Source organism: Promicromonospora sp. Populi (assembly GCF_041081105.1).
Taxonomy (GTDB): Bacteria; Actinomycetota; Actinomycetes; order Actinomycetales; family Cellulomonadaceae; genus Promicromonospora.
The window spans coordinates 2,777,891-2,802,029 of record NZ_CP163528.1 but is presented as its reverse complement, the minus strand read 5'-3'; the positions used below and the strand labels follow the sequence as shown (position 1 = coordinate 2,802,029).

18 protein-coding genes and 1 pseudogene are annotated in these 24,139 nt (G+C 72.3%); 9 read left to right on the top strand and 10 right to left on the bottom strand.

The window, feature by feature from the left end; genetic code table 11:
- Window positions 1–111 precede the first annotated feature (111 nt).
- The 3 genes from AB1046_RS12620 to AB1046_RS12610 all read right to left on the bottom strand — a co-directional run bounded on the left by AB1046_RS12620 (window position 112) and on the right by AB1046_RS12610 (window position 3,752).
- A complete protein-coding gene (locus tag AB1046_RS12620; protein ID WP_369369655.1) occupies window positions 112–1,434 on the bottom strand; it encodes an ABC transporter substrate-binding protein in 1,323 nt (440 codons plus the stop codon).
- A 154-nt stretch (window positions 1,435–1,588) separates the two neighbouring features.
- Window positions 1,589–2,929 (bottom strand): ABC transporter substrate-binding protein, encoded by a 1,341-nt coding sequence (locus AB1046_RS12615; RefSeq protein ID WP_369369654.1) that lies wholly within the window; start codon window positions 2,927–2,929, stop codon window positions 1,589–1,591.
- Between the two features lie 298 nt (window positions 2,930–3,227).
- Entirely contained in the window at window positions 3,228–3,752 is a 525-nt protein-coding gene (locus tag AB1046_RS12610; protein ID WP_369369653.1) for a DUF2505 domain-containing protein, read from the bottom strand.
- A gap of 169 nt (window positions 3,753–3,921) precedes the next feature.
- On the opposite strand from AB1046_RS12610, the pseudogene AB1046_RS12605 reads away from it, so the two are divergent.
- A pseudogene (locus AB1046_RS12605) lies at window positions 3,922–5,407 on the top strand (sensor histidine kinase).
- 117 nt (window positions 5,408–5,524) lie between these two features.
- Here AB1046_RS12605 and AB1046_RS12600 read toward each other — a convergent pair.
- Complete coding sequence (locus AB1046_RS12600) at window positions 5,525–5,773, bottom strand: WhiB family transcriptional regulator (protein ID WP_369369652.1); 249 nt, start codon at window positions 5,771–5,773, stop codon at window positions 5,525–5,527.
- Between the two features lie 451 nt (window positions 5,774–6,224).
- Here AB1046_RS12600 and AB1046_RS12595 point away from each other — a divergent pair, with 451 nt between their 5' ends.
- On the top strand, window positions 6,225–6,482 hold the full coding sequence (locus AB1046_RS12595) for a hypothetical protein (RefSeq protein ID WP_369369651.1): 258 nt from the start codon (window positions 6,225–6,227) through the stop codon (window positions 6,480–6,482).
- On the opposite strand, the gene AB1046_RS12590 is transcribed toward AB1046_RS12595, so the two are convergent.
- A complete protein-coding gene (locus AB1046_RS12590) occupies window positions 6,430–9,651 on the bottom strand; it encodes an FtsK/SpoIIIE domain-containing protein (protein WP_369369650.1) in 3,222 nt (1,073 codons plus the stop codon). The two genes, AB1046_RS12595 and AB1046_RS12590, sit on opposite strands and share 53 nt — an antisense overlap.
- A 373-nt stretch (window positions 9,652–10,024) precedes the next feature.
- Here AB1046_RS12590 and AB1046_RS12585 point away from each other — a divergent pair, with 373 nt between their 5' ends.
- The gene (locus AB1046_RS12585) at window positions 10,025–10,792 is read left to right on the top strand and encodes an ABC transporter ATP-binding protein (protein ID WP_369369649.1); all 768 of its coding nucleotides are present in this window, start codon (window positions 10,025–10,027) and stop codon (window positions 10,790–10,792) included.
- A 55-nt stretch (window positions 10,793–10,847) separates the two neighbouring features.
- The gene (locus AB1046_RS12580) at window positions 10,848–13,496 is read left to right on the top strand and encodes an FtsX-like permease family protein (protein WP_369369648.1); all 2,649 of its coding nucleotides are present in this window, start codon (window positions 10,848–10,850) and stop codon (window positions 13,494–13,496) included.
- Between the two features lie 7 nt (window positions 13,497–13,503).
- Here the strand turns inward: AB1046_RS12580 and AB1046_RS12575 are convergent, their stop codons facing one another.
- Both AB1046_RS12575 and AB1046_RS12570 read right to left on the bottom strand, forming a co-directional pair.
- Window positions 13,504–14,208: a response regulator gene (locus tag AB1046_RS12575; protein ID WP_369369647.1), complete on the bottom strand. Its 705-nt coding sequence runs from the start codon at window positions 14,206–14,208 to the stop codon at window positions 13,504–13,506.
- Window positions 14,205–15,734, bottom strand: coding sequence for a sensor histidine kinase (locus AB1046_RS12570; protein WP_369369646.1), 1,530 nt, complete (start codon window positions 15,732–15,734; stop codon window positions 14,205–14,207). The genes AB1046_RS12575 and AB1046_RS12570 overlap by 4 nt, the downstream gene beginning before the upstream one ends.
- 152 nt (window positions 15,735–15,886) lie before the next feature.
- Between AB1046_RS12570 and AB1046_RS12565 the strand changes: the two genes are divergently transcribed.
- From AB1046_RS12565 to purE, 4 genes are all read left to right on the top strand, one after another.
- The gene (locus AB1046_RS12565) at window positions 15,887–16,570 is read left to right on the top strand and encodes a response regulator transcription factor (protein ID WP_357483004.1); all 684 of its coding nucleotides are present in this window, start codon (window positions 15,887–15,889) and stop codon (window positions 16,568–16,570) included.
- A gap of 4 nt (window positions 16,571–16,574) precedes the next feature.
- On the top strand, window positions 16,575–17,930 hold the full coding sequence (locus AB1046_RS12560) for a sensor histidine kinase (RefSeq protein WP_369369645.1): 1,356 nt from the start codon (window positions 16,575–16,577) through the stop codon (window positions 17,928–17,930).
- A gap of 101 nt (window positions 17,931–18,031) precedes the next feature.
- The gene (locus tag AB1046_RS12555; protein ID WP_369375685.1) at window positions 18,032–19,207 is read left to right on the top strand and encodes a 5-(carboxyamino)imidazole ribonucleotide synthase; all 1,176 of its coding nucleotides are present in this window, start codon (window positions 18,032–18,034) and stop codon (window positions 19,205–19,207) included.
- On the top strand, window positions 19,204–19,713 hold the full coding sequence (gene purE, locus AB1046_RS12550; protein WP_369369644.1) for a 5-(carboxyamino)imidazole ribonucleotide mutase: 510 nt from the start codon (window positions 19,204–19,206) through the stop codon (window positions 19,711–19,713). Before AB1046_RS12555 ends, purE begins: the two co-directional genes overlap by 4 nt.
- A 21-nt stretch (window positions 19,714–19,734) precedes the next feature.
- Here the strand turns inward: purE and AB1046_RS12545 are convergent, their stop codons facing one another.
- From AB1046_RS12545 to AB1046_RS12535, 3 genes are all read right to left on the bottom strand, one after another.
- Entirely contained in the window at window positions 19,735–21,303 is a 1,569-nt protein-coding gene (locus tag AB1046_RS12545) for an LCP family protein (RefSeq protein ID WP_369369643.1), read from the bottom strand.
- 2 nt (window positions 21,304–21,305) lie between these two features.
- Complete coding sequence (locus AB1046_RS12540; RefSeq protein ID WP_369369642.1) at window positions 21,306–22,613, bottom strand: LCP family protein; 1,308 nt, start codon at window positions 22,611–22,613, stop codon at window positions 21,306–21,308.
- An 88-nt stretch (window positions 22,614–22,701) separates the two neighbouring features.
- Window positions 22,702–23,442: a TIGR03089 family protein gene (locus AB1046_RS12535; protein ID WP_369369641.1), complete on the bottom strand. Its 741-nt coding sequence runs from the start codon at window positions 23,440–23,442 to the stop codon at window positions 22,702–22,704.
- 285 nt (window positions 23,443–23,727) lie between these two features.
- On the opposite strand from AB1046_RS12535, the gene AB1046_RS12530 reads away from it, so the two are divergent.
- Window positions 23,728–24,072 (top strand): WhiB family transcriptional regulator, encoded by a 345-nt coding sequence (locus AB1046_RS12530; protein ID WP_369375683.1) that lies wholly within the window; start codon window positions 23,728–23,730, stop codon window positions 24,070–24,072.
- Window positions 24,073–24,139 lie beyond the last annotated feature (67 nt).

Below are 24,139 nucleotides of genomic sequence, written 5' to 3'. Positions count from 1 at the left end.
CAAACACGCCAGACACAAGAGCTTGGTTGTGGGCGTGATCGTTGCGCCCATAGCGGGCACGTAGTGGCAACGATCACGCCCACAACCAAGCCTGTGTGGCGGTCAGGTCATTCAGCCGAGGGCTGCGGCCTTCTCGACGGCCTCGTCCCAGGACTCCTGGGTGTCCTGCGACTTCGTGATGTCGATGCGGTTGAGCGCGTTCGTGACCTCGTCACGGATGGCGAAGTAGTTCGCGCCCTTGAACGGGGCGCCGTCGATCGCCTGGGCGCGGGTCGAGAAGATCTGACCCACCGGCGCGTCGTTGAAGAACGGGTTGGTGAAGCTCTGGACGGCCTCGGAGTCCTGCGCCTCGATCTGCGACGGGAACGTGCCGGAGGTCTCGAACGCAGAGGTCTGCTGCTCGGGCGCGGTCAGCCACGCGGCGAGCTCCTTGGCCGCCTCGGTGTTCTCGCCCGAGGCCGGGACGGTCAGGAACGAGCCGCCCCAGTTGCCGCCGCCGCCGGGGAAGACGTCGGCGATGTCCCAGCCCTCGATACCACCGGAGTTCTGCTCGATCGGACCGGTCATCCAGGCCGGGCAGAGCATGGTGGCGAAGGCGTCCGCCTGGAAGCCGGCGACCCAGTCGTCGCCCCACTGCTCCAGGCCGGCCGACAGGTCGTCGTCGACCGAGCCGGCGATCTCGGTGTAGATGTCCTCGACCTCGGTGTTGGTCCCGAGGTCCTTGGGCTCACCGGTCTCGGGGTCCTCGAACGCGGCGGGAAGCTGGTTGATCATGCCCTGGAAGGTGCCGGCGGCACTGTCGTACCAGGCGGCGTCCGACTCGGCCACGAACTCGCGGCCCGCGGCGAAGTAGTCCTCCCACGTCGCGTCGGCGCCGCCCAGGAGCTCGGCGACCTCCTCGCGGTCGGTCGGCAGGCCGGCCTCCTCGAACAGGTCGGCGCGGTAGCAGATTGCCTCCGGGCCGATGTCGGTGCCGTAGCCGATGATCTTGCCGTCGGGCGTGGTGGCCTGCTGGACCTTCCAGTCCACCCAGCGGCCGTCCAGCTCGGGGTCGGCCAGGTCCGTGAACAGGTCGGGGTACTGCGTGAGCTCGGGCAGCCAGTCGACCTCGATGGCCTCGATGTCCGCCAGTCCCTCGCCGCCGGCGGCGAGCTTGGTGGTCATGTTGCTGCGGGCGTCGTCGGTGGTGGCAGCCTTGACGTGCTCGACGGTCACGTTCGGGTGCTCGTCCGTGTACGCGTCGAGCATCTCGTCGGTGTAGCCAAAGTCGTTGAACGTCGCGACAGTCAGCGTGATGGGACCGTCTTCCTCGCCGGATCCTTCGTCAGATCCACCACCGCAGGCGGTGAGGGCGAGGGCTACGGCGGCGGCACCGGCGGTCACCTGGAGGGTGCGGGCGGCGGTGCGCCGCGTGGGTCGGGTAGTGCTCAGCACTGGGGACTCCCTTGTCGTGCGGTCTGGGGCTGCGGCTCGCTGGCAGCGCTTCCACCACCGTGGGTGGGTGTGGTAGCGCTTCCACGGGCGGCACTGATAGTTCCGGTGTCTACCGTGTGGTGTCAAGAGACGGCGGGGGCGAAGACTGCGCCCCTCACTGCTGCACCCGCAGGTCCTCGACCGTCTGCACGGCCTGGTTCCAGGCCGTCTCCGGCCCGACGCTTCCGGTGTCGACAGCGGTCAGCGCGGTGTTCACCTCGTCGCGGATGGCGAAGTAGTACTGGCCCTTGTACGGCGCACCGTTGATGGACTGGGCCCGCTCGGTGAAGATCTTGCCCACCGGAGCGTTGGCGAAGAACGGGTTGGTGTAGGCCTGGACCGTCTCGGAGCTCTGCGCCTCGAGCTGCGACGGGAACGTGCCCGCCGTCGTGAAGGCCTGGGTCTGCTGCTCGGGTGCGGTGAGCCAGGCGGCGAGCTTCTTCGCCTCCTCGGGATACGGGCTCGCGGACGGGACGGCCAGGAACGAGCCGCCCCAGTTACCGCCGCCACCGGGGAACACGTTGGCGACGTCCCAGCCCTGCACTCCGGCCGAGTACGACTCGATCGGCCCCATCATCCAGCCGGGGCAGAGCATGGTCGCGAAAGCGTCCGACTGGAACCCGGCGGCCCACTCGGGGGACCACTGCGCGAGGCCGGCCGACAGCCCGGCGTCGATGGCCCCGGTGATCTGGTCGTAGACCGCCCGGACCTCGTTGTTGGTCGCGAGGTCGGTGGGCTGCTGCGTCGCAGGGTCCTCGAACGCGGCGGGAAGCTGGTTGACCATGCCCTGGAACGTGCCGGTGGCGCCGTCGAACCAGGCGACGTCGGACTGCTCGGAGAACTGACGGCCCACCTCGAAGTAGCGCTCCCACGTGGCGCCGTCGCCGCCGAGCAGCTGCGCGACCTCGGTGCGGTCGGTCGGCAGGCCGGCCGCCTCGAACAGGTCGGCGCGGTAGCAGATCGCCTCGGGGCCGATGTCCGTGCCGTAGCCCAGCAGCTTGCCGTCCGGCGTTGTGGCCTGGGCCACCTTCCAGTCCACCCAGCGCTTGGTGACCTCGTCGTCGGTCAGGTCCTCGAAGAGGTCCGAGTGCTGCATCAGCTCGGGCATCCAGTCGACCTCGGCCGCAACGACGTCCGCGAGCTCGGAGCCGTCACCCGTGGTGAACGCCTTGAGCATCTGCAGGCGCGCCTCGTCGGAGGTCGGGGCCACGATGTGCTCGACCGTGACGTTCGGGTTCGCCTCCGTGTACTGGGCGAGCAGCTCGTCGGTGTACCCGAAGTCGTTGAACGTGGAGACGGTGAGGGTGATCGGGCCGTCGTCCCCGGGGCTTGCGGGACTGTCGCCCAGGAGCGAGCCGCAGCCGGTGACGGGCAGGACGACGGCCGCGAGCGTCGCGAGGACCGCGCGTCGGGGGGCGACGGTCCGGCTTCGGACCGGTCCGTGTTTGCTGGGCACTGGGACTCCTCATGATCGGAACGCGTGTGTGTCGATGCGTGAGAGCGATATCAGAGCACAAACTCGTCCACATCCGACACGAATGTTCGCTCAGGTTTGTAGCACTCGCCGCGCGAAAAGGGCAGTGGCTGAAACGAACATCACGTCTCAATTGGGAAACGTTGTCCGAAATGCCAAAGTTGCGCCAGAACGGGAAAGATTTCGTCAGCAGTCGGCCTGGCCACGGTGTCAGGCACTGCTGGCGAGTCAATCCGGAAGTTCATCCATGCAGGTCATCCAGGGTTCGGAGCGGGCCGGCTCAGGCCGTGCCCGTTCGCTTGCCGGCGAGCCAGTCACGTCCGGCTTCCGCCTCGGTCTCGAGGGTAGTGCGGACCGCGCTGACCGCAGCTTCCTCGATCACCGTCCCGAAGAGGGGAACGGTGGCGCGAACTTCACCCGCGTAGGTGAGGCGCGTGCCGCCGTCGGGCAGAGTGGCAAGGGCCGCCGTGGCGGTGACCCGTACCGGGGCGCCGAGGATCTCGACGGCTACTGTGCCCGCGCGACGGCCGTCGGACGCCGCCTCCCAGGCCTCGGCCTGGCGGATCTCGAGGTGCGCGCCCACGAACGGGCGGGCCTGCACGGGGATGATGTCGGTCGGGAGGGTGCGCCGCACGACCACTGTGAAGCCGTCGGCCGCGGTGCCGGTGACGTCGGCCTGCTCGACCGCGCCGTTCACGGAACCGGTGGAACGCTGGGCGCGCCATCGTACGAACGACTCGTCCGCGAGCATCGCGGAGACGTCTTCGATGGTGGCGGGGAACGTCAGGTCCACGGTCAGGTGCACGGGCTTTCCTCCTCGCGCCGACGGGGCATGCCGGTGGTCGAACTCTAACGGACACCTTGCTCGCGTCGGATACGCACGGGTGCCGATGCGGGTGCAGATGAGGCAGGGCGCACACCGCTTCCCCGGCGGGCCATGGGCTGTTCCGGCATAGGCTGGGCGCGTGTCCGCGATGAGTGACCTGATCCTTGAGCACGCCGACCTCGAGCCGGCCGACGTCGAGTGGCTGCATCTCCTGGTCGGCGACTGGCAGGTGGTCTCGGACCTGGCGTTCGCCGACCTTGTGCTGTGGCTGCCCACCGACGACGGGCGGTTCGTCGCCATCGCGCAGTGCCGCCCCTCGACGGGCGCGACCGTGCACTACGACGACATAGTCGGCTCCTTCGCGCCGGAGGGGCAGCGCCCGCAGCTGGCGAAGGCGATGGCCGAGGCCAAGGCGCAGCGCGCCCGCGAGCCGCGCTGGTTCGGCGCGTACGCCGTGCGGGAGGAGGCGGTCCCCGTGGTCCACAAGGACACGGCGGTGGCCGTGATCGCGCGGCAGACCAACCTCGGCTCCGGTCGGACGCCGTCGCGCCTGGAGCTGAACTACGTCGAGGCCGCCGACGACCTGGTGGCGATGATCCCGCGGGGTGAGTTCCCCCTGCCGAACGCGGCGACCGGATCGCGGCGCGGAGCCCCGCGTGTGGGTGACGGCCTGATCCGCCTCAACTCCGAGGGCGAGGTGCTCTACGCCAGCCCGAACGCCCTGTCGTGCTTCCACCGGCTCGGTGTGATCGGGCCGCTGGTGGGGCAGTCGCTCGTCGAGGTGACGGCCAACCTGATCGAGCAGCTCAAGCCCGTGGACGAGTCGCTGCCGCTCGTCGTGATGGGCCGCGCGCCATGGCGCACCGACATCGAGGCGCACGGGGTGTCGCTGTCGCTGCGGGCGATGCCGCTCACCGACCGTGGTCAGCGCATCGGCGCGGTGCTGTTGTGCCGCGACGTGTCCGAGCTGCGCCGTCGTGAACGGGAGCTGATCACCAAGGACGCGACGATCCGGGAGATCCACCACCGGGTCAAGAACAACCTGCAGACCGTCGCCGCGCTGCTGCGGCTCCAGGCCCGACGGATGGACGTGCCAGGCCGCGAAGGAAGCGCTCGAGGAGGCCATGCGGCGGGTCTCGACCATCGCCCTGGTGCACGAGAGCCTCTCGCAGACCCTGGACGAGCAGGTCGAGCTCGACGACATGGTCGGCAGGGCCCTGCGGCTCACGGCCGACGTCGCTTCCGCGTCGTCCACCTCGGTCCGCACGGTGCGCACGGGATCGTTCGGCATGGTGCCCGCCCAGGACGCGACTCCGCTCGCCCTCGTGCTCACGGAGCTGGTGACCAACGCCGTCGAGCACGGGTTCGTGGGACGCGCGGTGGGCACCGTCGAGATCGGTGTGGAGCGGCAGGACTCCGCCCTGCGGGTGATCGTGGCCGACGACGGCGTCGGGCTGCCCCAGAACGGTGGCGAGGGCGGGCGTGGCCCCGGCAGCGGTCTGGGCACGCAGATCGTGCGCACGCTGGTGACCAACGAGCTCGGGGGGACCATCGAGTGGTCGACCCGCGAGGGCGGCGGCACGCAGGTGGAGCTGCAGCTGGTGTTGCGGGTGAACGACTCTTTGCGGATCTGACCGGGCGGGTAGTCCGGACCGGAGCGCGAAAAAAGACGCGAGCCGTGCCTGAGCGAAGGGGGAGTGCTCAGGCGCGGCTCGCGGCGAAACGTCTCGGCTGGATCAACCCGTGCTGGGTCAGCCCGCGCGACGAGCGCGCGCAGTGCGGCGCTTGAGCGCGCGGCGCTCGTCCTCGCTCATACCGCCCCAGACACCGGCGTCCTGACCGGAGTCAATTGCCCACTTGAGGCAGGTGTCTACGACGTCGCAACGACGGCACACTGCCTTGGCCTCCTCGATCTGCAGAAGGGCGGGACCCGTGTTGCCGATCGGGAAGAACAGTTCGGGGTCTTCTTCGAGACATGCTGCGCGGTGGCGCCAGTCCATGGTCACGTACTCCTTGGAAGGAACTACCCGCCGTCCGGCTCGCCATCTGGGAGCGTCGTCATCGTGCGTCTGGGGTGCACAGGTCTGGTTGTGGATCGTTTTCCGATCGCTGTGCGCCAGACGGTGACCGACGGGGGTCAGTTCGAGGTGTGGTGGATTGCTGCAACTAGGTTCACACGCTCGTGAACAGTCGCACAAGGGGTTACGGCGAAGTTTCTCAGCCGTGAACCCTGAGGGATCCGTCACACTGTTGTGAATAGGCCGCTCACCGGTATTCTAGCCCGTCGTGCCAGTACTGAAAGCCATTTTCGCCCGCAGCGTTCCGCCGTTTCTCAGCGCCCTCGTGATCGGTGTCATCGTCGAGGTCATCGGCTTCGTTGCTTTCTCAGTAGTGCTTCTTGGTGAAATCCTTACAGGTGGTTCCACGTCCTTGGGAGTAAGCCTCTTTCTGGTGCTCTTTCTCCTTGGAGTTGCCTGGGTGCTCGTGGTGTCCTGCCGGGCACTTCTCCGGGGCCGCCGTTCCGGCCGCGGTCCCGTCGTGACCTGGCAGCTTTTTCAGCTCATCGGATCCGTCGCCGCGATCGGCAGCGGGACCGGGATCACGGTGGTGGGCGGCTGGGTGGCGCTTGTGCTCGCCCTGCTGGTGGGCGGCCTGCTCATGACTCCCTCGGTCGTCGCCGTGACGTCGGCGACCGGCTCCGAGGACTGATCCCGGACCGCCCCGGAGGGCCGTCAGGCACCAGCACCTGGCACAGCACCGGATCTCCCCGGCCGCACCACGCGGCCCGGCCCGGCGGTCCGCCCGAGCCCGCGAGCGCGACCGGTGCCCCCAGCACGACGTCGGCCGAGCGGTCCGTGCTGAGCAGCACCAGGCGCGGCCCGACCCGTGCCGCCAGACCGCCCAGCGACGGGCCGTCGGCCGAGAGCGCGAACGCGACTCCCGGTCGCAGCGCCGCGGGCGGCAGTGTGCCCCGCACGTCCTCGGCGCCGTCGACGAGGACCAGGGTGCGGGCGCTGCGCTCCTGACTCGCGTCCGGGGATCCGTCGGGCACCGGCTTTCGATCGCCGGCCGGGGCGGCGTCGGACAGCAGGTGGGCTATCGCCGCGGCGTCATCCGGGTGGATGGTCCGGCCGTAGCCGGGGTGGTGCCGCAGGGCGGCGAGCGGTCTCGCGTCGCGGGCGATCCCGTGCACCGCCCATCCCTGGCGCAGGGCGGCCAGAGCGAGGGTGATGAGCGCCGTGGTGCGTCCTGAACGGGCCCGCCCGAGGATCGCGAGATGACCGTCGCGCGGGTCCCAGACGACGGCGGTGCGCCGCTGCAGGTCCGGGTCGTCGCCGAGGGCGAGCACAAGGCCGGCCCGGCTCCGCCGGGTGGCCGGGGGCAGGTCCGCGCCGGTGGCCTGCCGGGGGAGCGGCGGCTGCCATGGCGGGGCGCCCGGCACGTGACCCAGTGCTCGCGCCGCCTCGCGGGCTGCCTCGGCCACGAGCGTGGCGACGTCGGGCAGTGCAGGCACAGCCGGACCGCCGGGCACGTGTCCGCGCAGGGCCGCGGAGGCGCTCACCGGCACAGTCCCGGCCCGATCGGGCCGTGCCGGATCGGGCCGTGCCGGATCGGGCCACGTCCGACCGAGCCACGCCGGAGCGCGCCGTACCAGCGGCGGCTCGGCCATCGGCGGGGCCGTGGCCCGGGCGCACTGGAGCAGCACGGGTGGGGCCGACCCCAGGCGCAGCAGCGCCCGTCCCGGTGTCGCAGTCGAGATGTGTGCGGCCGCGGGGTCGTCGAGCACGTCACGCGACTCCAGCGCGTCGGTGACCCGGAGCGCGACGCGCGCGCTGACGTTGGCCTGCAGGTCGGGCCCGACCGCTCCGCCGGGGCGCTGCGTAGCGAGCACCAGGTGCACGCCGAGCGACCGCCCCTGGGCGGCGACCCGCAGCAGGGCGGGCAGGAACTGGGGCAGGTCGTCGGCCAGAGCGCGGAACTCGTCGATCACCACCACCAGCCGAGGGAGCGTGCCGGTCGGCAGGGCGGCGACGTCGGGCACCGACCGGGCAGCCAGGATCCGCTCGCGACGGCGCAGCTCCGCGCGGAGCCCGGCGAGGGCCCGGGCGGCCAGCCCCGGCTCCAGGTCGGTGACCTGGCCGACCACGTGCGGCAGCCCCGGGCAGACGCCGAGGCTCGCGCCGCCCTTGAAGTCCACCAGCACGAGGGCCAGGTCGTCGGGCGACCGCGTCAGCGCGAGCCCGAGCACGAGTGTCTGCAGCAGCTCCGACTTGCCCGAGCCGGTGGTGCCGGCGACGAGCAGGTGCGGTCCGTCGCGCACCAGGTCGAGACAGACGGGCGCGCCGTCGACGCCGATGCCGAGCGGCACGGCCCACGTGCGGGCGTCGGCCCACCTCGCGGCGACGGCTTCCGGTCCGGGTGCCGTGGACAGGTCGTGCGCCCTGGTCAGGGGCACGACGTCGGGCAAGAGGCCGGGCAGGAGGCCGGGCCGGAGGGCTTGCTCCGCTGGCTCGACGGCGGAACCGTGCAGGGCGGCCGAGGTCCGGCCGAGCCAGGCGGCACCGGCGAGCAGCCGGGCCAGGCGCTCGGCCCAATCGGCCGTGACGCCGACGAGCGGGGTTACTCGCTCCGCGCCGTCGGGCCCGGTGATTCGCACGCGGTGAGCGTCGAGCACCCGGACCACTGCGCGGCAACCGGGCGGGACGGCTCCGACGGAGACCACGAAGCCTGCCGCCGGCGCGTCGAGCGCTGGTCCGGCGAGGGCCGAGGCCGTGGCCGCCCTCGTGTGGTCGTTGCCGGGCGCGCGATCGGTCACCAGGACCAGCGGCCCGCCGTCCGGGAGCCAGCGGGCCCAGCACCAGCCCGGGGCCGCAGCCCCGACCCGCACGGTCGCACCCCGGGCGGCGAGACCGGCGACGAGCGCGCGGGCGACCGAGCGGGCCAGGTCGTCGGGCCCGAGCACGGCGACGGCGCCGTCGTGCAACAGCTGGTCCCAGGCGTCGCCGTCCTGAGCCCGACCCTGAGCTCCAACCGGAGCTCCAACCGGAGCTCCAACCAGAACTCCAATCGCAGATGGAACCGGAGACGGAACCGGAGCCCGGCTGACGGCCTGGGCAGTCGCGTGCGCCTCCCGCGCCGCAGCCCAGGCGCCGGGGGAGACCTGGAGCGCGGCGTGCGCGAACCCCAGGAGCCGGGCCGGGCCGGGAACCTCGCGCGACCGGTCCCGGACGGCGCCGTGGGCCGCGGCTCGCTGTCGGGCGGCACGCAGCTGCGGGACCGCCACAACCAGGCCTAGCAGCGCAAACACCGCCAGGAGCGGTTGGCGCAGGGCCGCGGCGAGGCCCAGGGACGCAATCGCCGGGAGCAGCGCGAGCGCCCAGGGGACGCCGCCAGGCCCCAGCCCAGGCTCGGGACGAGGCGCGAGCCACGTCGCGGGACCGCCCGCTCGGCGGACCGCGAGCCGCCCGCCCGGGCGCAGCCGGACCCAGGCCCGGGCCGCGGCCCACGGACCGTCGACGCCGACCATCGCCCCGGCGTCGGGCCCGGTCACGCGGGCGACGAGCCACGCCCCGCCGGACGCCGTCCACGCCCCGCCGGACGCCGGCCAGGAGCGAGCCGCCGTCGTACGCCCGGGTGAGTCCGTGCTCGCGACCTGCAGGACGGCACCGGGCAGCAGCGGGCGCTCGCCGACCACCTGGTTGTCGGCCAGGCACGCGCCGTCGACCGTGAGCGGCGTGTACCGCAGCTCGGGGCGTCTGGTGAGGGCGGCGAGGGGCGCGCGGACGTCGCCGAGCCGGGCTCCCGGGCGCAGGAGCACGTCCTCGCCCGGGTGCAGGGTCACGCGCACCGCGCCGTCGGACATCGAGGTTCGGGTCATGGCACCCAGCCTCGCCGCGCGCCCACCCGGAGCGGGTCCAGGAGCGGGCGCCCTGTGCACGGACCTGGTTTCCACAGGCGCGGCGTTGCGCTCCCTACGGCACAACCCCTGGGTGAGTGCCCCTACCCCGGGCCGACCAGATGTACGACCAGGGGATGACAGACCCCAGCAAGGATCAGGCCAACGCCCGATGCCCCGGGCCGTCCCGGCTCCGTAGGTTCGTCACTGCCGGCCGTACCGGGGTCCATCCCGGGAAGGCCGGACCACTTCCGGGCAGCACGCGGGGTCATCTCCCGCGAGCACCGCCCGGTGCGGGCCGCCACCGGCGGTCCGCACGTACCACCGGCAGCCTGATCGAACCGAGGAGATTCTCGTGGACACAACTCGTGCTGTTCGTGCTCGGGGTCTGGCGAAGACGTATGGCGGGGGTGAGGCGGTGGTGCGGGCGTTGGACGGGGTGGATGTTGACTTCGAGCAGGGTCGGTTTACCGCGATCATGGGGCCGTCGGGGTCGGGTAAGTCGACGCTGATGCACCTGCTGGCCGGGTTGGACACCGCCACGGGTGGGCAGGCGTTTCTCGGGGAGACGGAGATCACCGGTCTGGGGGACAAGGCGCTGACGCGGTTGCGTCGCGACCGGGTGGGGTTCGTGTTCCAGCAGTTCAACCTGTTGCCGATGTTTACCGCGGAGCAGAACATCACCCTGCCGGTCGAGCTGGCCGGCGGCACGGTGGACCGGGCCTGGTTCAACACCCTGATCGAGACCCTCGGGCTGGGTGGCCGGTTGACCCACCGCCCCGGGGAGCTCTCGGGCGGGCAGCAGCAGCGCGTCGCGATCGCCCGGGCGTTGATCGCGCAGCCGGACGTGGTGTTCGCGGACGAGCCGACCGGCAACCTCGACTCCCGCTCCGGCGCCGAGGTCCTGTCCTTCCTGCGGCGTTCGGTCCGGGAGCTGGGGCGCACGATCATCATGGTCACGCATGACCCGTCGGCGGCCGCGTACGCGGACCGGGTGGTATTGATCGCGGACGGCCGGATCGCGGGCGACATCTCCGACCCGACACCCGAGTCCGCGATGGCCGGCCTGGACGCCCTACGCACCCTCGAACCCGCCATCGTCACCAGAGGGGCGGCTGCCTGATGGCCGGGCCCACACCTGACCTCCCGGTGGCGGCACTCGCGAGGGAGTGACTCGCGTGCCGAGCACCGACCCCACCGTCCGCCTCGCGCTGGCCCAGATGCGCCGCAGCGCCGGCCGGCTCGCCGCCGCAGGTGTCGCCATCGTCATCAGCACCGCGTTCGTGGCCGCGACGCTGCAGGCGGGCACCGTCATCACCCGCACCACGTACGACCAGGTCGCCGCACAGTACGCCGACGCGGACCTCGTGGTCTTCGACCGTGGGGGAAACATGACCTCGGCGGACGTCGACGCGGTACGCGCGGTAGACGGGGTAGCGGCGGCCGACGGGTTCCGCGGCGCTTACGCGGAGCTCAGCCACGGCGGCAGGACCGTCTACCAGTCGCTCGTCGCGACCCCCTCGGACCCGCGGCTGTCGCCGCTGGTCCTGGCCGACGGCGCCTGGGCGGACGGTCCCGACCGCCTGGTGCTCCCCGTGGAGGTCGCCGAGCTCTTCGGGGTGGGCGTGGGCGACACCATCGCGTCGACCCGCTGCCTGCGGGGCGGCCGGCCCGCTACGGACGAGAACGGCGCCGAGTGCTACGGCGGCCAGGAGGTCAGCGAGCAGCTGACGGTGTCCGGCCTCGTCGACGACCCGCTGGGCACCTTTGCCGCGGGCGGCGGCGTCGCCGTCGTCACCCCGGAGGCGCTGGAGAAGCGCCTCGCCGCCGAGGCGGGTGCCGCCGGGCCGCCAGGCATGCGGACGCTGGTCGTCGCCCTCGACCAGCCCGCCGGCGGGGCCGACGGCGCAGCAGACGGCGCGGCCGACGACACAGCCGCCCTCGCCACTGCCCGGGCCGCCCTCGCCGCCGCCGTCCCGACCGCGACCGGGGTCACCACCCCCGAGGAGTACGCGGAGGATGTGGTCTCGGCGATCTCGGGCGGCCAGAACATCCTCTACCTCGTGTTCGCCCTGGCGCTGGCCGCGGTGTCCCTGGTGGTGGCGGGGCTCGTCATCACCAACACCTTCCAGGTCCTCGTCGCGCAGCGGTCGCACACGCTCGCCCTGCTGCGCTGCGTGGGCGCCAGCACCGGGCAGGTCTACCGGAGCGTCCTGCTGGAGGCGGCGATCCTCGGTGTCCTCGCCTCGGTGGCGGGGGTCGTCGTCGGGTCCCTGCTCGTGCAGGCCGGACTCCTGGTCGCGCCGAGCTTCGACCTCGGGGTGGCGCTGCCGCGGACGGTCGTCCCGACCGCCGCCGAGCTCCTCGTGCCGCTCGGTGTGGGCCTGCTCGTGACGCTGGCCGCGGCGCTCGCCCCGGCGCGGGCCGCGTCACACGTCGCCCCGCTCGCCGCCCTGCGTCCCGCTGACGCCCCCGGGGCCTCTGGGACCGGCCGTGCCCGGGCGGTGTTCGCCGGGATCGCCACGCTCGGCGGGCTCGCGGCGATGGCCGTCGGTGTGGCCCTCGGGATGGCCGGCCGGATCGACGCCGGGCTGTTCGCCACGGTGCTCGGCGGCTCCGTGTCGTTCGTCGGCGTCATCGTCGGCTCAGTCTTCTGGCTGCCCCAGGTCGCCGCCACCTTCGGCAGGCTCGCGGGCGTCGGGGGTCCGGCGGCCCGCCTGGCCTCGGCCAACGCGCTGCGCAACCCGCGCCGCACGGCCGCGACGTCCACCGCGCTGCTCATCGGCGTCACGCTCGTCTCCATGATGACGACGGGGGCCGCCAGCGCGCGCGTCGCCATGGACGACGAGCTGGACGCGCGCTTCCCCGTCGACCTCCAGGTCACCAGCACCACGTACGACGACACCGGTGCGGCCACCGCGGTGCCCGCCGCCGTGATCAACGCCCTGGACGGCGTCGACGGGCTCGGTGCCGTGATCGAGGTGACGAACGTGTCCGCCCAGCGGGCGGACGAGGGCCGGCCGGTGCAGGTCGCCGCCGTCGACCCGGCGGACCTGCGGTCCGTCGCGAACACGCCGGTCGACGCCGAACGGCTGCGGCCCGGCACCGTCGTCGTCCCGGAACGGGCGGCCACGCTGTACGGCCTGGAAGGCCTCGACACCCTTGAGCTCACCGGGCCGGGCGGCGAGATCACGCTGGACGTCGCGCACACCGACTCCCAGGCCGACCGGGCCTATGTGACGCCGCAGGACCTCGCGGCCTTCGCCCCGGGACTGGCGGCCGGCGAGGTGTGGGCGGCGGTCGACGACGGCCGCGACGCCGGTCAGGTCGTCTCCGCCGTGCAGGAGGCGGTCTCCACCACCGGGGAGACGGTCGGGATCGCCGGGATCGTCGTCGAACGGTCGGCCTATCAGCAGATCATCGACGCGATCCTCTCGATAGTGGTCGGGCTGCTCGCCGTCGCCGTGCTCATCGCCCTGATCGGCGTGGCCAACACCCTGTCGCTGTCCGTCATCGACCGCACCCGGGAGAACGCCGTGCTGCGGGCCATCGGGCTCTCCAAGGGCCAGCTCCGGGCGACGCTCGCCGTCGAGGGCCTGGTCATCGCGGCAGTGGGTGCGGTGCTCGGCGTTGTGCTCGGCCTGGTGTACGGGTGGGCGGGCGCCACCACTGCGCTGTCCGTCCTCGGCCGGGTGCCGCTCGTGGTCCCGTGGGCCGAGATCACCACCGTCCTGGCCGTGGCCCTGGTCGCCGGCCTGGCCGCCTCGGTGATCCCCGCAAGAGCTGCCACCCGCACCCGCCCGCTGACCGCCCTGGCTACGGACTAGACGGGGCCTACGTGCCCGGGCGGACCAGGCCCGTCTCGTAGGCCGTCACCACCGCCTGGACTCGGTCGCGGGCGTTCAGCTTGGCCAGGATGCGGCCCACGTGCGTCTTGACCGTCGCCTCCGCGACGAACAGGTCGGACCCGATCTCCGTGTTGGACCGGCCGCGGGCCATGAGCACGAGCACCTCGCGCTCCCGTCCCGTGAGCGCGGCCAGCGCCTCCTGCGGACCCGCCGCCTCCTCGGGCGGCAGCGCCGTGACCAGTCGCTCCATCAGCCGTCGGGTGGACGACGGCGCGATCACCGCGTCACCCTGGTGCACCGTGCGGATCGCGGTGAGCAGCTCCTCCGGCTGGGCGTCCTTGAGCAGGAACCCGCTGGCTCCCGCCCGGATGGCGTCGAGCACGTACTCGTCCAGGTCGAACGTCGTCAGCACGACGACGCGCGGGTCGCCCGCCGCGGCCCGGCCGCCGTCGGCCAGGAGCGCCCGGGTGGCGGTCAGCCCGTCCATCCCCGGCATACGCACGTCCATCAGCACGACGTCGGAGACGGTCGTGGCCAGCAGGCGCAGCGCGTCGCGGCCGTCGTCGGCCTCGACGACCACCCGCAGGTCGGGCTGCGAGTCGATCACCATGCGCAGGCCGGCGCGGACCAGCGGCTGGTCGTCGACGAGCGCTACCCGCACCGGTGCGGAGGCGTCAGGGGCGTAGGTCATCGTGCTCCTTGGGTGTTGTCCAGATCGGCCTGGGCCTGGGCGGCCCGGGAGGCTCGGTCCTCGGGCGGAGCGGGTGCAGCGTCCGGCTGCCCGGCGTCGGGTTCGTCCTGGGGCAGGCTGGGCACGACGTCGGACGACCGCGGGATCGGCACGACGAACCGGACCGAGTAGCCGCCGCCCCGGCGGGGCCCGGCGGTGAGCGTCCCGCCGAACATCTCGGCGCGCTCGCGCATCCCGAGCAGACCGTATCCGGCCGAGGGCGAAGGTTCCGCGGGATCCGGCGAGCCGTCGGCCGCCAGGCCGCGGCCGTCGTCGTCCACGCGCAGCTCCACCTGGTCCTCGCCCCAGCGCAGCAGGACGGTGACGGCGGGCCGGGGGCCGGCGTGCTTGCGCACGTTGGTGAGCGCCTCCTGGCACACCCGGAACAGCGTGAGCCCGACGCCGGGCGGCAGCCGCCGCTCGACACCCACCCGCGCCCAGGAGACCTTGAGGCCGTCGTCGCGGGCCTGGCTGACCAGGTCGCCGATGTCGGTGGCATCGGGCTGGGGTCGCAGGGGGGCGGCGCTGCCCGACGACGGCGCTGCCGCCACCGGGTCGTCCCCGAGCCCGGCGCCGCCGCTCGGGGGGCTCCCTGGGGCCGCCGAGCTCGCCCTCGACTCGGCCCTCGTGACCGGCCCGGCCGCCGGCGTCCGGCGTCGGGCGGGCGTGTCGTCCGGCGCGACCAGGCCCAGCGGCGTGGTCACCCGGCCCGGCCCTTCCCGCAGCACACCGAGCAGGCGGCGCATGTCGGCGAGTGCCGCGCGGCCCGTCTCGGCGATCGTGTTGAGGGACCGCTCGGCGGCTGCCGGGTCGGCGGCCGCGGCGTACCGCCCGCCGTCGGCCTGCGCGATCACCACGGACAGGGAGTGGGCCACGATGTCGTGCATCTCGCGGGCGATGCGGGCCCGCTCGGCGGCCGTGGCGATCTGCGCCTGCTGGTCGCGCTCGATCTCCAGCCGGTCGGCGCGGTCGCGCATGGCCACGAGCATCGCGCGCCGGGACCGGCGGAGCAGGCCGAAGGCGAAGGAGCAGGCGAGGAGGGCCATGATCAGGATGATGGCGGGGATGGTGCTCGCCAGTGAGTCCCCGGGGTACCGGGCCCACATCCCGACGCCGACGGTGACGGCGCCGATCATCGTCATCCCGCACGCCATCAGGTATGCCCACCGCGGGCCGTAGACGGTGACGCAGTACATCGACACCAGCACGGCGAGGTCGGCCGGGAGAAACACGGGCAGACCGAGAGCGGTGACCTGCAGCATGCACACGACGAACATCGCTACGCACGAGGCGACGGGCCGCGTGCGGCACCAGGGGAGCGGTGCGAGCACGGCGGCGGCGAGGAGCGCGGACTCCGTACCCGAAAGGCCGTAGGAACCCGACGCCGACAGGACCATGACAAACAGCCACGCGACGACCGTCAGGACGAGGTCGAACACGAACCGGTACCGTTCAGACCATTGCGCCCACCGCTCGTACCAACCCATGCAGGTCAGCGTAGGTGGAACCGTTGCGCGGGCGCGTCATACCGTGGTAGCACTTGCGCCATGGCGGCCTCTGCCGAAAGGATTCGGTGGAGTGGGCATCGTATGCGTGCCCGGGTAGCGCCACAGCGTCGGTTATGCCCTACGATGGCGAAATGACTCACGTACTCCTAGCCGAAGACGACCCGGCCATTGCCGAGCCGTTGGCACGAGCGCTCTCCCGTGAGGGATACGACGTTGTCGTGCAAGGAACCGGCAAAGGTGCGATCGAGAGCTCGACCGGTGCGGACATCGTAGTTCTGGACCTGGGCCTCCCCGATATGGATGGGCTTGATGTCGCGCGCGAGATCAGGGCCAATGGCCTCACCGTGCCCGTCCTGGTGCTGACTGCCCGTGCCGACGAGGTCGACCTCGTCGTAGGCCTTGACGCCGGTGCCGACGACTACGTCACCAAGCCCTTCCGCCTGGCTGAGCTGCTCGCACGTGTGCGGGCGCTCCTGCGCCGCTCGCACGGCGAGACCGGCGAGGAGGAGGAGCTGCATGCACAGGACGTCCGCGTGGACGTGTCCGCGCACCGTGCCTTCCAGGGCGAGCGAGAGCTGCACCTGACCACGAAGGAGTTCGACCTCCTGCGCGTCCTCGTGCAGAACGCTGGCTCCGTCGTCGTCCGCGACACGCTGATGCGCGACGTGTGGGGCTCCGACCCGGTCGGCTCGACCAAGACGCTGGACATGCACGTGTCCTGGCTGCGCCGCAAGCTCGGTGACGACGCGAACGCACCGCGTTACGTCTCCACCGTGCGCGGTCTCGGTTTCCGCTTCGAGATCGGGGCGAGCTAGCCAGATGCGCGCCCGCGTGCTGCAGGCGACGATCGCCGCGGTTGCGGTCGCCGTCCTGCTCCTGGGCATCCCGCTCGCGATCTTCGGTGCCCGGTACATCTACGGCCAGGAAATCCAGCGAGTCGAGACCCGGGCGCAGGACCTCTTGGCCTCCGCCGTCAACTCTTACGAGCGCAACCGCTCGGCCGCCGACGCCGGGTTCGTCGACCAGTCGGTCGTGGACCGCGCGGTGCAACCTCAGCCCAACGACGTCCTCGCCTATGTGACGGTGAACCAGCCGAACGGTGAGCAGCTGATCTCGGGCGAGCCCGTGGCCGGCCCCACCATCGACCGAGGGCTCACGTCCGAGGAGCAGCCCGTCATGGGCGTCGTGGTCTCCGTCTCGGCCTGGCCGGCGTACATCAAGGCGATCAACGTCGTGGTGCTCGTTGTGTTCGGCAGTGTCGGCGCGTTCGCCGCGGGCGCCGTCACGGCCGCCTGGCAGGCGAACCGCTTGGCGCAGCCGTTTGTGTACCTCGCTGCGTCAGCCGAACAGCTCGGCGCGGGACAGGTGCGTCCACGTCTGGACCCGTCCGGCGTCGAGGAGATCGACCTGGTCGCGGCCGAGCTGGCGCGCAGCTCCGACCGGCTGGCGGCCCGGCTCGCGGTGGAGCGGCAGTTCACCTCGGACGCCTCGCACCAGCTCCGCACCCCGCTCACGGCACTGACGATGCGCCTGGAGGAGATCACCATGACCTCCACCGAGCCCGAGGTGCAGGAAGAGGCCCGGATCTCGCTCGAGCAGGTGGAGCGGCTGGTCGGTGTGGTCGACGACCTGCTCACGCGGTCGCGGCGCGCGCAGGGCGGCACCACGGAGTCCGTGGACGTCATGTTGATCTTCCACCAGCAGGAGGAGGAGTGGGGCGAGTCGTTCGAGCGGGCGGGTCGCCACCTGAACGTCGTCGACTCCGGCGGCGCGCGGGTCCTGGCGACCCCCGGTGCACTCGCCCAGGTGCTGTCCACGCTGCTGGAGAACTCGCTCAAGCACGGTGACGGCACCACCACCCTCCGGATCCGGGAGGGCCAGCGCGGTGCGATGGCCGTCGAGGTCTCGGACGAGGGCAACGGTGTGCCCGAGGACATGCAGGGCAGGATCTTCGAGCGCGGCGTCACGTCGGGTGATGGGACGGGCCTCGGCCTCGCCCTGGCCCGCGATCTCGTCGCGGCCGACGGCGGCAACCTCCAGCTCACCCAGCGCACCCCGCCGGTGTTCTCCGTGTTCCTCTCGGGTGTGCCGAAGACGCTCGACCCGCACCAGGTGCTGCCGGTCGGGTCGAAGATCTCCAGCTTCGGCCAGAGGAAGGGCCGCGGCCGCCGGTAGGCTTCACCGACGTGAGCGCAACAACCGACTTCAGTGCAGCAGGTCCCCGCCCGTCCGGTCCGCCCGTCGTCGCGGTTGTCGGGGGCGGGCAGCTGGGCCGCATGATGGCTCCCGCCGCCGGTGAGCTCGGCATCCGGCTGCGTGTCCTGGTGGAGGACCCGGCGTCGTCGGCGGCGCAGGTCGTCACGGACGCGCCGGTGGGCGAGGCGTGGGACGAGGCGGCGATCCGCTCGCTCATCGCGCCTGCCGACGCCGGCCGTCCGGCCGACGTGCTGACCTTCGAGCACGAGCACGTGCCGAATGCCCTGCTCACAGACCTCATCGAGCACGGGACGCCGGTGCGCCCCGGCCCGCACGCGCTCGTGCAGGCGCAGGACAAGATCGTGATGCGGCAGCGGCTCACGGAGCTGGGTGTGCCGTGCCCGCGGTGGGCTCCGCTGCCGTCGTCGTCCCCGCAGGAGGGGCGGACCGCCCTTGCGGCCTTTCTGACGGAGGTGGGCGGCACCGCCGTCGTGAAGACGTCCCGCGGTGGTTACGACGGCAAGGGTGTGCGCGTGGTCTCGTCCGCGGACGACGTCGCCGACTGGTTCGCGGCAGTGGCCGACGGCGGGCCGCCCCTGCTGGTCGAGGAGAAGGTGCCCTTCACGCGCGAGCTGGCCGCCCTCGTGGCCCGGCGGCCGTCGGGCGAGGTGCGGGCGTGGCCCGTCGTCGAGTCGGTGCAGCGCGACGGGGTGTGCTCCGAGGTGATCGCCCCGGCGCCCGGGCTGTCGGCCGGGCTCGACGAGCGTGCGCGGCAGATCGCGACGACGGTGGCCGACGGGCTGGACGTGACCGGCGTGCTGGCCGTCGAGATGTTCGAGGTGACTGGGCCGGACGGGGCGCCGACCGTGCTGGTCAACGAGCTCGCGATGCGCCCGCACAACAGCGGCCACTGGACCATTGACGGCGCCGTGACCAGCCAGTTCGAGCAGCACCTGCGAGCGGTGCTGGACCTGCCGCTGGGTGCCACCGAGCCGACCGCTGCCTGGACCGTCATGGCGAACGTGCTCGGGTCCACGCTGGACGAGCTCACCGACGCGCTGCCGGAGCTGCTCGCCGCGTTCCCCGAGGCGCGCGTCAACCTGTACGGCAAGGGCATCCGGCCGGGCCGCAAGCTGGGGCACGTGAACGTGAGCGGCGACGACCTCGACGAGGTCCGGCGTCGGGCCGTCGCGGCGGCTGCGCTGCTGAGGGGCGAGCCTGTCCGGATCACCATCGAGGAAGAGGCGAAGGCATGAGCAGCAACCCGCAGGTCGGCATCGTGATGGGCTCGGACTCCGACTGGCCGGTCATGCAGGCGGCCGCAGAGGCGCTGGGCGAGTTCGACGTGCCGGTCGAGGTCGACGTCGTGTCCGCCCACCGCATGCCCACCGAGATGATCGACTATGGGCGGCAGGCCGCGGGCCGCGGCCTGCGCGTGATCATCGCGGGCGCGGGCGGCGCCGCGCACCTGCCCGGCATGCTGGCGTCGGTGACGCCGCTGCCCGTGATCGGGGTGCCGGTGCCGCTGAAGTACCTCGACGGCATGGACTCGCTGCTGTCGATAGTGCAGATGCCGGCCGGCGTACCGGTCGCGACCGTGTCGATCGGCGGCGCGCGGAACGCGGGCCTGCTCGCCGCGCGCATCCTGGCCTCCGGTGTGGACGCCGAGGCGACGGCCCTGCGGGACCGTATGGAGGCGTTCCAGGCGGAGCTGAGCAAGGTCGCCCACGCCAAGGGCGCCAAGCTCCGCGCCCAGCTCTGACCGCCCACAACCAAGGAGGGGTCAGGAGCCCGGCATGCCGCCTACCTGCTCGCCTGCCGTGTAGTTGCCCTCGCGGATGTCGGTCCAGAACTGGGGGGTCAGGTTCTCGTCGAGCAGGACGGCCGAGGCGCCGGTGGGTGTCCGGTAGCCGATGCTGGCGATCGGCGGGGTGCCGGTCACGCCGTCGTCGCCGTTCGCGGAGCGGAACGCGAGGCCCAGCCGCACGAGGTCGATGATCCCGGAGTTGGTGTCGGTCACGAGCGCGCCCAGGCCGGCGTCGGCGAGGCTGACCTGCGAGGCCGGGTTGAGCAGGATCGCCGGGTCCGCGACCTTCTGGCCGATCTGCGCGATGACCTGCTGCTGACGCTCGGCGCGGCCGATGTCGCCCGTCGGGTCGGCCTTCCGCATGCGGGCGAACGCGAGGGCTGTCGCACCGTCCGCGACGTTGCAGCCGCCCGGCCATTCGAGCTTCGAGTCCACGTCGTGCACGGGGTCGTCGTAGCAGAGTTCCACGCCGCCGACGGCGTCCACGACGCCCACGACGCCACCGAAGCCGACCTCGACGTAGTGGTCGACGGTCAGCCCGCTGAGTGCCTCCACGGTCTGGACCAGCAGCGGTGCCCCGCCGAAGGCGTACGCGGCGTTGATCTTGTTCGCGCCGTTGCCCGGGATCTCCGTGTAGGTGTCGCGCGGGAGCGAGATGAGCGCCACCGGGCCCGACGTGGGCTCGTGCAGCAGCATGATCGTGTCCGTACGGGCGCCGCTCGTGGAGTCGTCGATGCCGCCGGAGCCGCGCGCGTCCGAACCCGCGAGCAGGTAGGTCGTGCCCGGCGTGTTCGCCGCACCGGACAGGGCCTCGACGTGCTGGATCCTGCCGTCGGCCCAGATCAGGAGCCCGATCGGCCACGCGAGGATCGCGAGCACCACCAGCACCGCGATCACGCCGGCCACCCGGCCCTTGCGGATCCGGATGTTGTTGCCGCCGCGCCCGCCGCGCCCGCCGGAGGCGACGCCCGCGGGGTAGTTCCCGCCCCGGCCGCCGCCTGCCGCTGCCGGCCGCGGCGTCTGCCGCACCGGCGTCGGGCGCACGGGACCCGCGCTCGCCCGGACCGGGCGACCCGGCGGGATCGCCTGGGGCGGCTGGCCGGTCGACGGAGCCGTGCGCGGCGGGATGGATCGCGGGGGTCCGGCCGACTCGTTGCGAGCCGGCATCCCCGACCTCCGCGGTGGGATGGGCGGGGGATTGTTGCGCTGGCCGGACACCGGTACCTCCCGGGAAGACTGTCTACGGATACGTGGTTCGCTGCGCGCGTCGGCCGAGCCCTCCGGCCGTCCGATGCGGTGCGCGCCGCCGACGCCGGGGACCCCGACGCCGGGGGTCTCCGCGTTCTCGAGCGCGCCCTGCTCCCTGTCCGGCGCCGCACCCGGCGCGATGCGCGGACGCTCGCCCGTGTCACCGACCGGGATGGCGTCGTCGGCGCCCGGACGCCCGCTTCCGCCCTGCGGCGTGAAGCTGGGCGGGATCCGGACGCGCGTCACGTCGTCGTCGGCCTCTCGGGCCGAACGGTCCGACGTTCTGGGATCTGACATGGCTAGCCGCAGACCTTTGTGGTGTCGGCGCCGGTGAAGGCCTCTTCACCGGCCTGCTTGATCTCGGTCGGGGTGGGCGTGGGCTCGGGGGCGTCCCCGGTCCCGGTGTCCGTCCCCGTGGTGGAGGCCGTGTCGTCGCCGCCCGTGCCCTGGTCGCCCGTGGGCGCGGACGCCGAAGCGTTCGCCGAGGGGGCGTCGGGGGCGGCTACGACCGGCCGGTCGTTCTTGACGTTGTCCCACAGAGTCACGGCCTCGTCCGTCCACACGACGTTAGCCGCGTTGGTCGGGTCGTACTCGTTGGGGACGGTCATGAACGTGATCGTGTCAGGCCGTACGGCGCGCATGGAGTAAGCCAACCCGGCGAGTCCGTCGATGCTGGCCAGCTCCTCGTTCATGGTGAGCGAGTCGGTCACGGCATTGAGGAAATTGAGGGTCTTTGCCGGGTTGGTCAGCACCTCTTGGCTCAGCACCTTGCGGGCGAGCGAGGCCAGGACCTCCTGCTGCCGGCCGATGCGACCCAGGTCGGACCCGTCGCCCAGGCCCGTACCGGTGCGCGCGCGGGCATAGTCGAGGGCCGTGACCCCCTGGAGCGTGTGGACGCCGGGATCGAGGGTGAGGTTGTTCGCCTTCTCGGAGTAGATCGGCTCCTCGACGCAGACGTCGACACCGCCCACGGCGTCGATCATCGAGGAGAAGCCGGCGAAGTCGACGACCATGAACCCGTTGATGAACACGCCGGTGAGCTGCTCGATCGTCTTGACGGTGCACAGCGCCCCGGATGCGACGTCGCCCCCGGCCTGTACACCCTGGGAGAAGGCGGCGTTGAACTTGGTGCCGTACAGCTCGGCAGTGGTGGCGCCCTCCGACGTCGTGCAGCTCGGTACGTCCACCGTGGAGTCGCGGGGGATCGAGACCAGCTCGACCCGGGACCGGTCGCCCGAGATGTGCATGACGATGGTGGTGTCGGACCGGGCGCCCATCTCCCCGCCGCCGGCGAGGGCATCGTTGGCCCCGCTGCGCGAGTCGCTGCCCATGAGCACGATGTTCAGCGGGGTACCCGCGTTCGGGTCCTCGGGCAGCACCACCTCGGGCCGGTCCGACCCGAGCACCGTCATCTCGGCCGTGTCGATGTTGCCGGTCAGGTTGGTCACGGCCGCAGCCCCGCCTGCGGCGGCGAGCGAGAATGCCGCGACGAGCACCATCCCGACCACGCGGGACGCGCTACCGCCCGCCTGCTTCAGGGTCCGGGCATGGGACGGCCCTTTGACTGGGTTCGTCGCCCCCGGGGCGCTGAAGTCGGGAAATGTCACGACCACCGATCCTAGAGGCTGGGTGTTGCACGGCGGCGCTCCGGCAGGGGGCGGACCGTAGAGGGTTCGTGGAGAAGGCCGGACGCGATCAGGCCTGGGCCTGCTCGGTGCTCAGCAGCCGGGTCAGGCGGGGCTCGTCGCGCTCCAGCTCGGCGGCGGTCGCCGCCGAGGTAAGGACGACGGAGCCGCCGCCCGCCCAGACGCCGAGCAGCTCGCGCAGGACGTCCGCGACAGCTCCCCGGCCGTCCACCATGACGCGCGCCCCGGAGCCGGGCTCGGGCACCAGCTCCTTGTGCCCGACGGCGCCCGCGGCCGTCACCAGGGCGTCCTGGCCTGGGTCGACCTCGGGCACCCAGCCGATCGCGTCGCCGTACGTCATCACCGCGGACGCGGCGTCGATCGCGCCGGCGGGCAGGTCGCCGTCGTACCGGCGGGCGAGGGCGGGCAGGGAGACGACGACGAGGTCAGCTCCAGCGCCGGCCCAGCGATCGGGGCCGTCGGTGACGATCACGTCCGGCTGCGCCGCGTCCCCGGCGTCGGGCAGCGCCACCGTTACCCCCGCGCGCCAGGCCGCCAGCGCCCACACGGCGGTGCGCCAGTGCACGGGCAGGTCGACGACGATCCGGGTGCCGGGCGCGGCGTCGAACTCCTCGACGAGCAGGTTGACGGTCTTGCTCGCCCAGTTGGCCAGCACCGCGCCGGAGAGCTCGACGCGCTCGCCGTCGTCGCCGTACCAGGTGAGGCGCGGGCGACCGCCGTCGGCGGCGAGGCGGGCGAGGAGGGAGGCGACGTCGGGCACGGGGCCGCCGCTGCGGGGCGCGATCTGCATGAGTTCACCCTAGGGTCGCGGGGCCCCGGCGTGGCGACTCGCCAAGACAATCTGGCTGGTAATTGGCGGGCTACGGGTCAGACGTGCACCACGACCTGCGGAAGGACTCGTGAATTACCCGTGGAACCAGTGGGCGATAGCACATTTCCGCTTGACGACTCCAGGCGACACGCGTGTAATTCCATGTATGCAGTTTTCGTAGCGCATACGCAACGGGGCCACGAAGATGCAAGCCAGTCGGCCGGCACGGCCTCGGAGCACGGACACGGCATGGAGGGACTCGTCATGTGGAACATGCTGGAATCGGACGTGGAGTTCCCGACTGATGCCGAAAACGAGGTGGAACCGGTTGTCGCGCCGGTCCTGCCGCTTTTCGGCGAGCTGTACCTGCTGAACGAGCCCGACGACTCGCTGCTCGGCTGGCAGGAGCGTGCCCTGTGCGCGCAGACCGACCCGGAGGCCTTCTTCCCGGAGAAGGGCGGGTCCACCCGCGAGGCCAAGAAGGTCTGCTCCGGCTGCGAGGTGCGGGCCGAGTGCCTGGACTACGCGCTGGAGAACGACGAGCGGTTCGGTATCTGGGGCGGTCTCTCGGAGCGCGAGCGCCGCAAGCTGAAGCGCCGCGCCGTTTAAGGACAAGCAGAGCCTGAGCGTCGCCCGGCGCGTCTGCGGCGTGTCGGCACCGACGCGCCGCATCATG

Excerpts from the sequence above, each read along its gene's own strand:
- AB1046_RS12530 (WP_369375683.1), top strand. The coding sequence starts at position 23,728 with ATGTGGAACATGCTGGAATCGGACGTGGAGTTCCCGACTGATGCCGAA.
- AB1046_RS12600 (WP_369369652.1), bottom strand. The coding sequence starts at position 5,773 with ATGGACTGGCGCCACCGCGCAGCATGTCTCGAAGAAGACCCCGAACTG.
- AB1046_RS12535 (WP_369369641.1), bottom strand. The coding sequence starts at position 23,442 with ATGCAGATCGCGCCCCGCAGCGGCGGCCCCGTGCCCGACGTCGCCTCC.
- AB1046_RS12545 (WP_369369643.1), bottom strand. The coding sequence starts at position 21,303 with ATGTCAGATCCCAGAACGTCGGACCGTTCGGCCCGAGAGGCCGACGAC.
- AB1046_RS12555 (WP_369375685.1), top strand. The coding sequence starts at position 18,032 with ATGATGGCTCCCGCCGCCGGTGAGCTCGGCATCCGGCTGCGTGTCCTG.
- AB1046_RS12570 (WP_369369646.1), bottom strand. The coding sequence starts at position 15,734 with ATGGGTTGGTACGAGCGGTGGGCGCAATGGTCTGAACGGTACCGGTTC.
- AB1046_RS12565 (WP_357483004.1), top strand. The coding sequence starts at position 15,887 with ATGACTCACGTACTCCTAGCCGAAGACGACCCGGCCATTGCCGAGCCG.
- purE (WP_369369644.1), top strand. The coding sequence starts at position 19,204 with ATGAGCAGCAACCCGCAGGTCGGCATCGTGATGGGCTCGGACTCCGAC.
- AB1046_RS12575 (WP_369369647.1), bottom strand. The coding sequence starts at position 14,208 with ATGACCTACGCCCCTGACGCCTCCGCACCGGTGCGGGTAGCGCTCGTC.
- AB1046_RS12590 (WP_369369650.1), bottom strand. The coding sequence starts at position 9,651 with ATGACCCGAACCTCGATGTCCGACGGCGCGGTGCGCGTGACCCTGCAC.
- AB1046_RS12560 (WP_369369645.1), top strand. The coding sequence starts at position 16,575 with ATGCGCGCCCGCGTGCTGCAGGCGACGATCGCCGCGGTTGCGGTCGCC.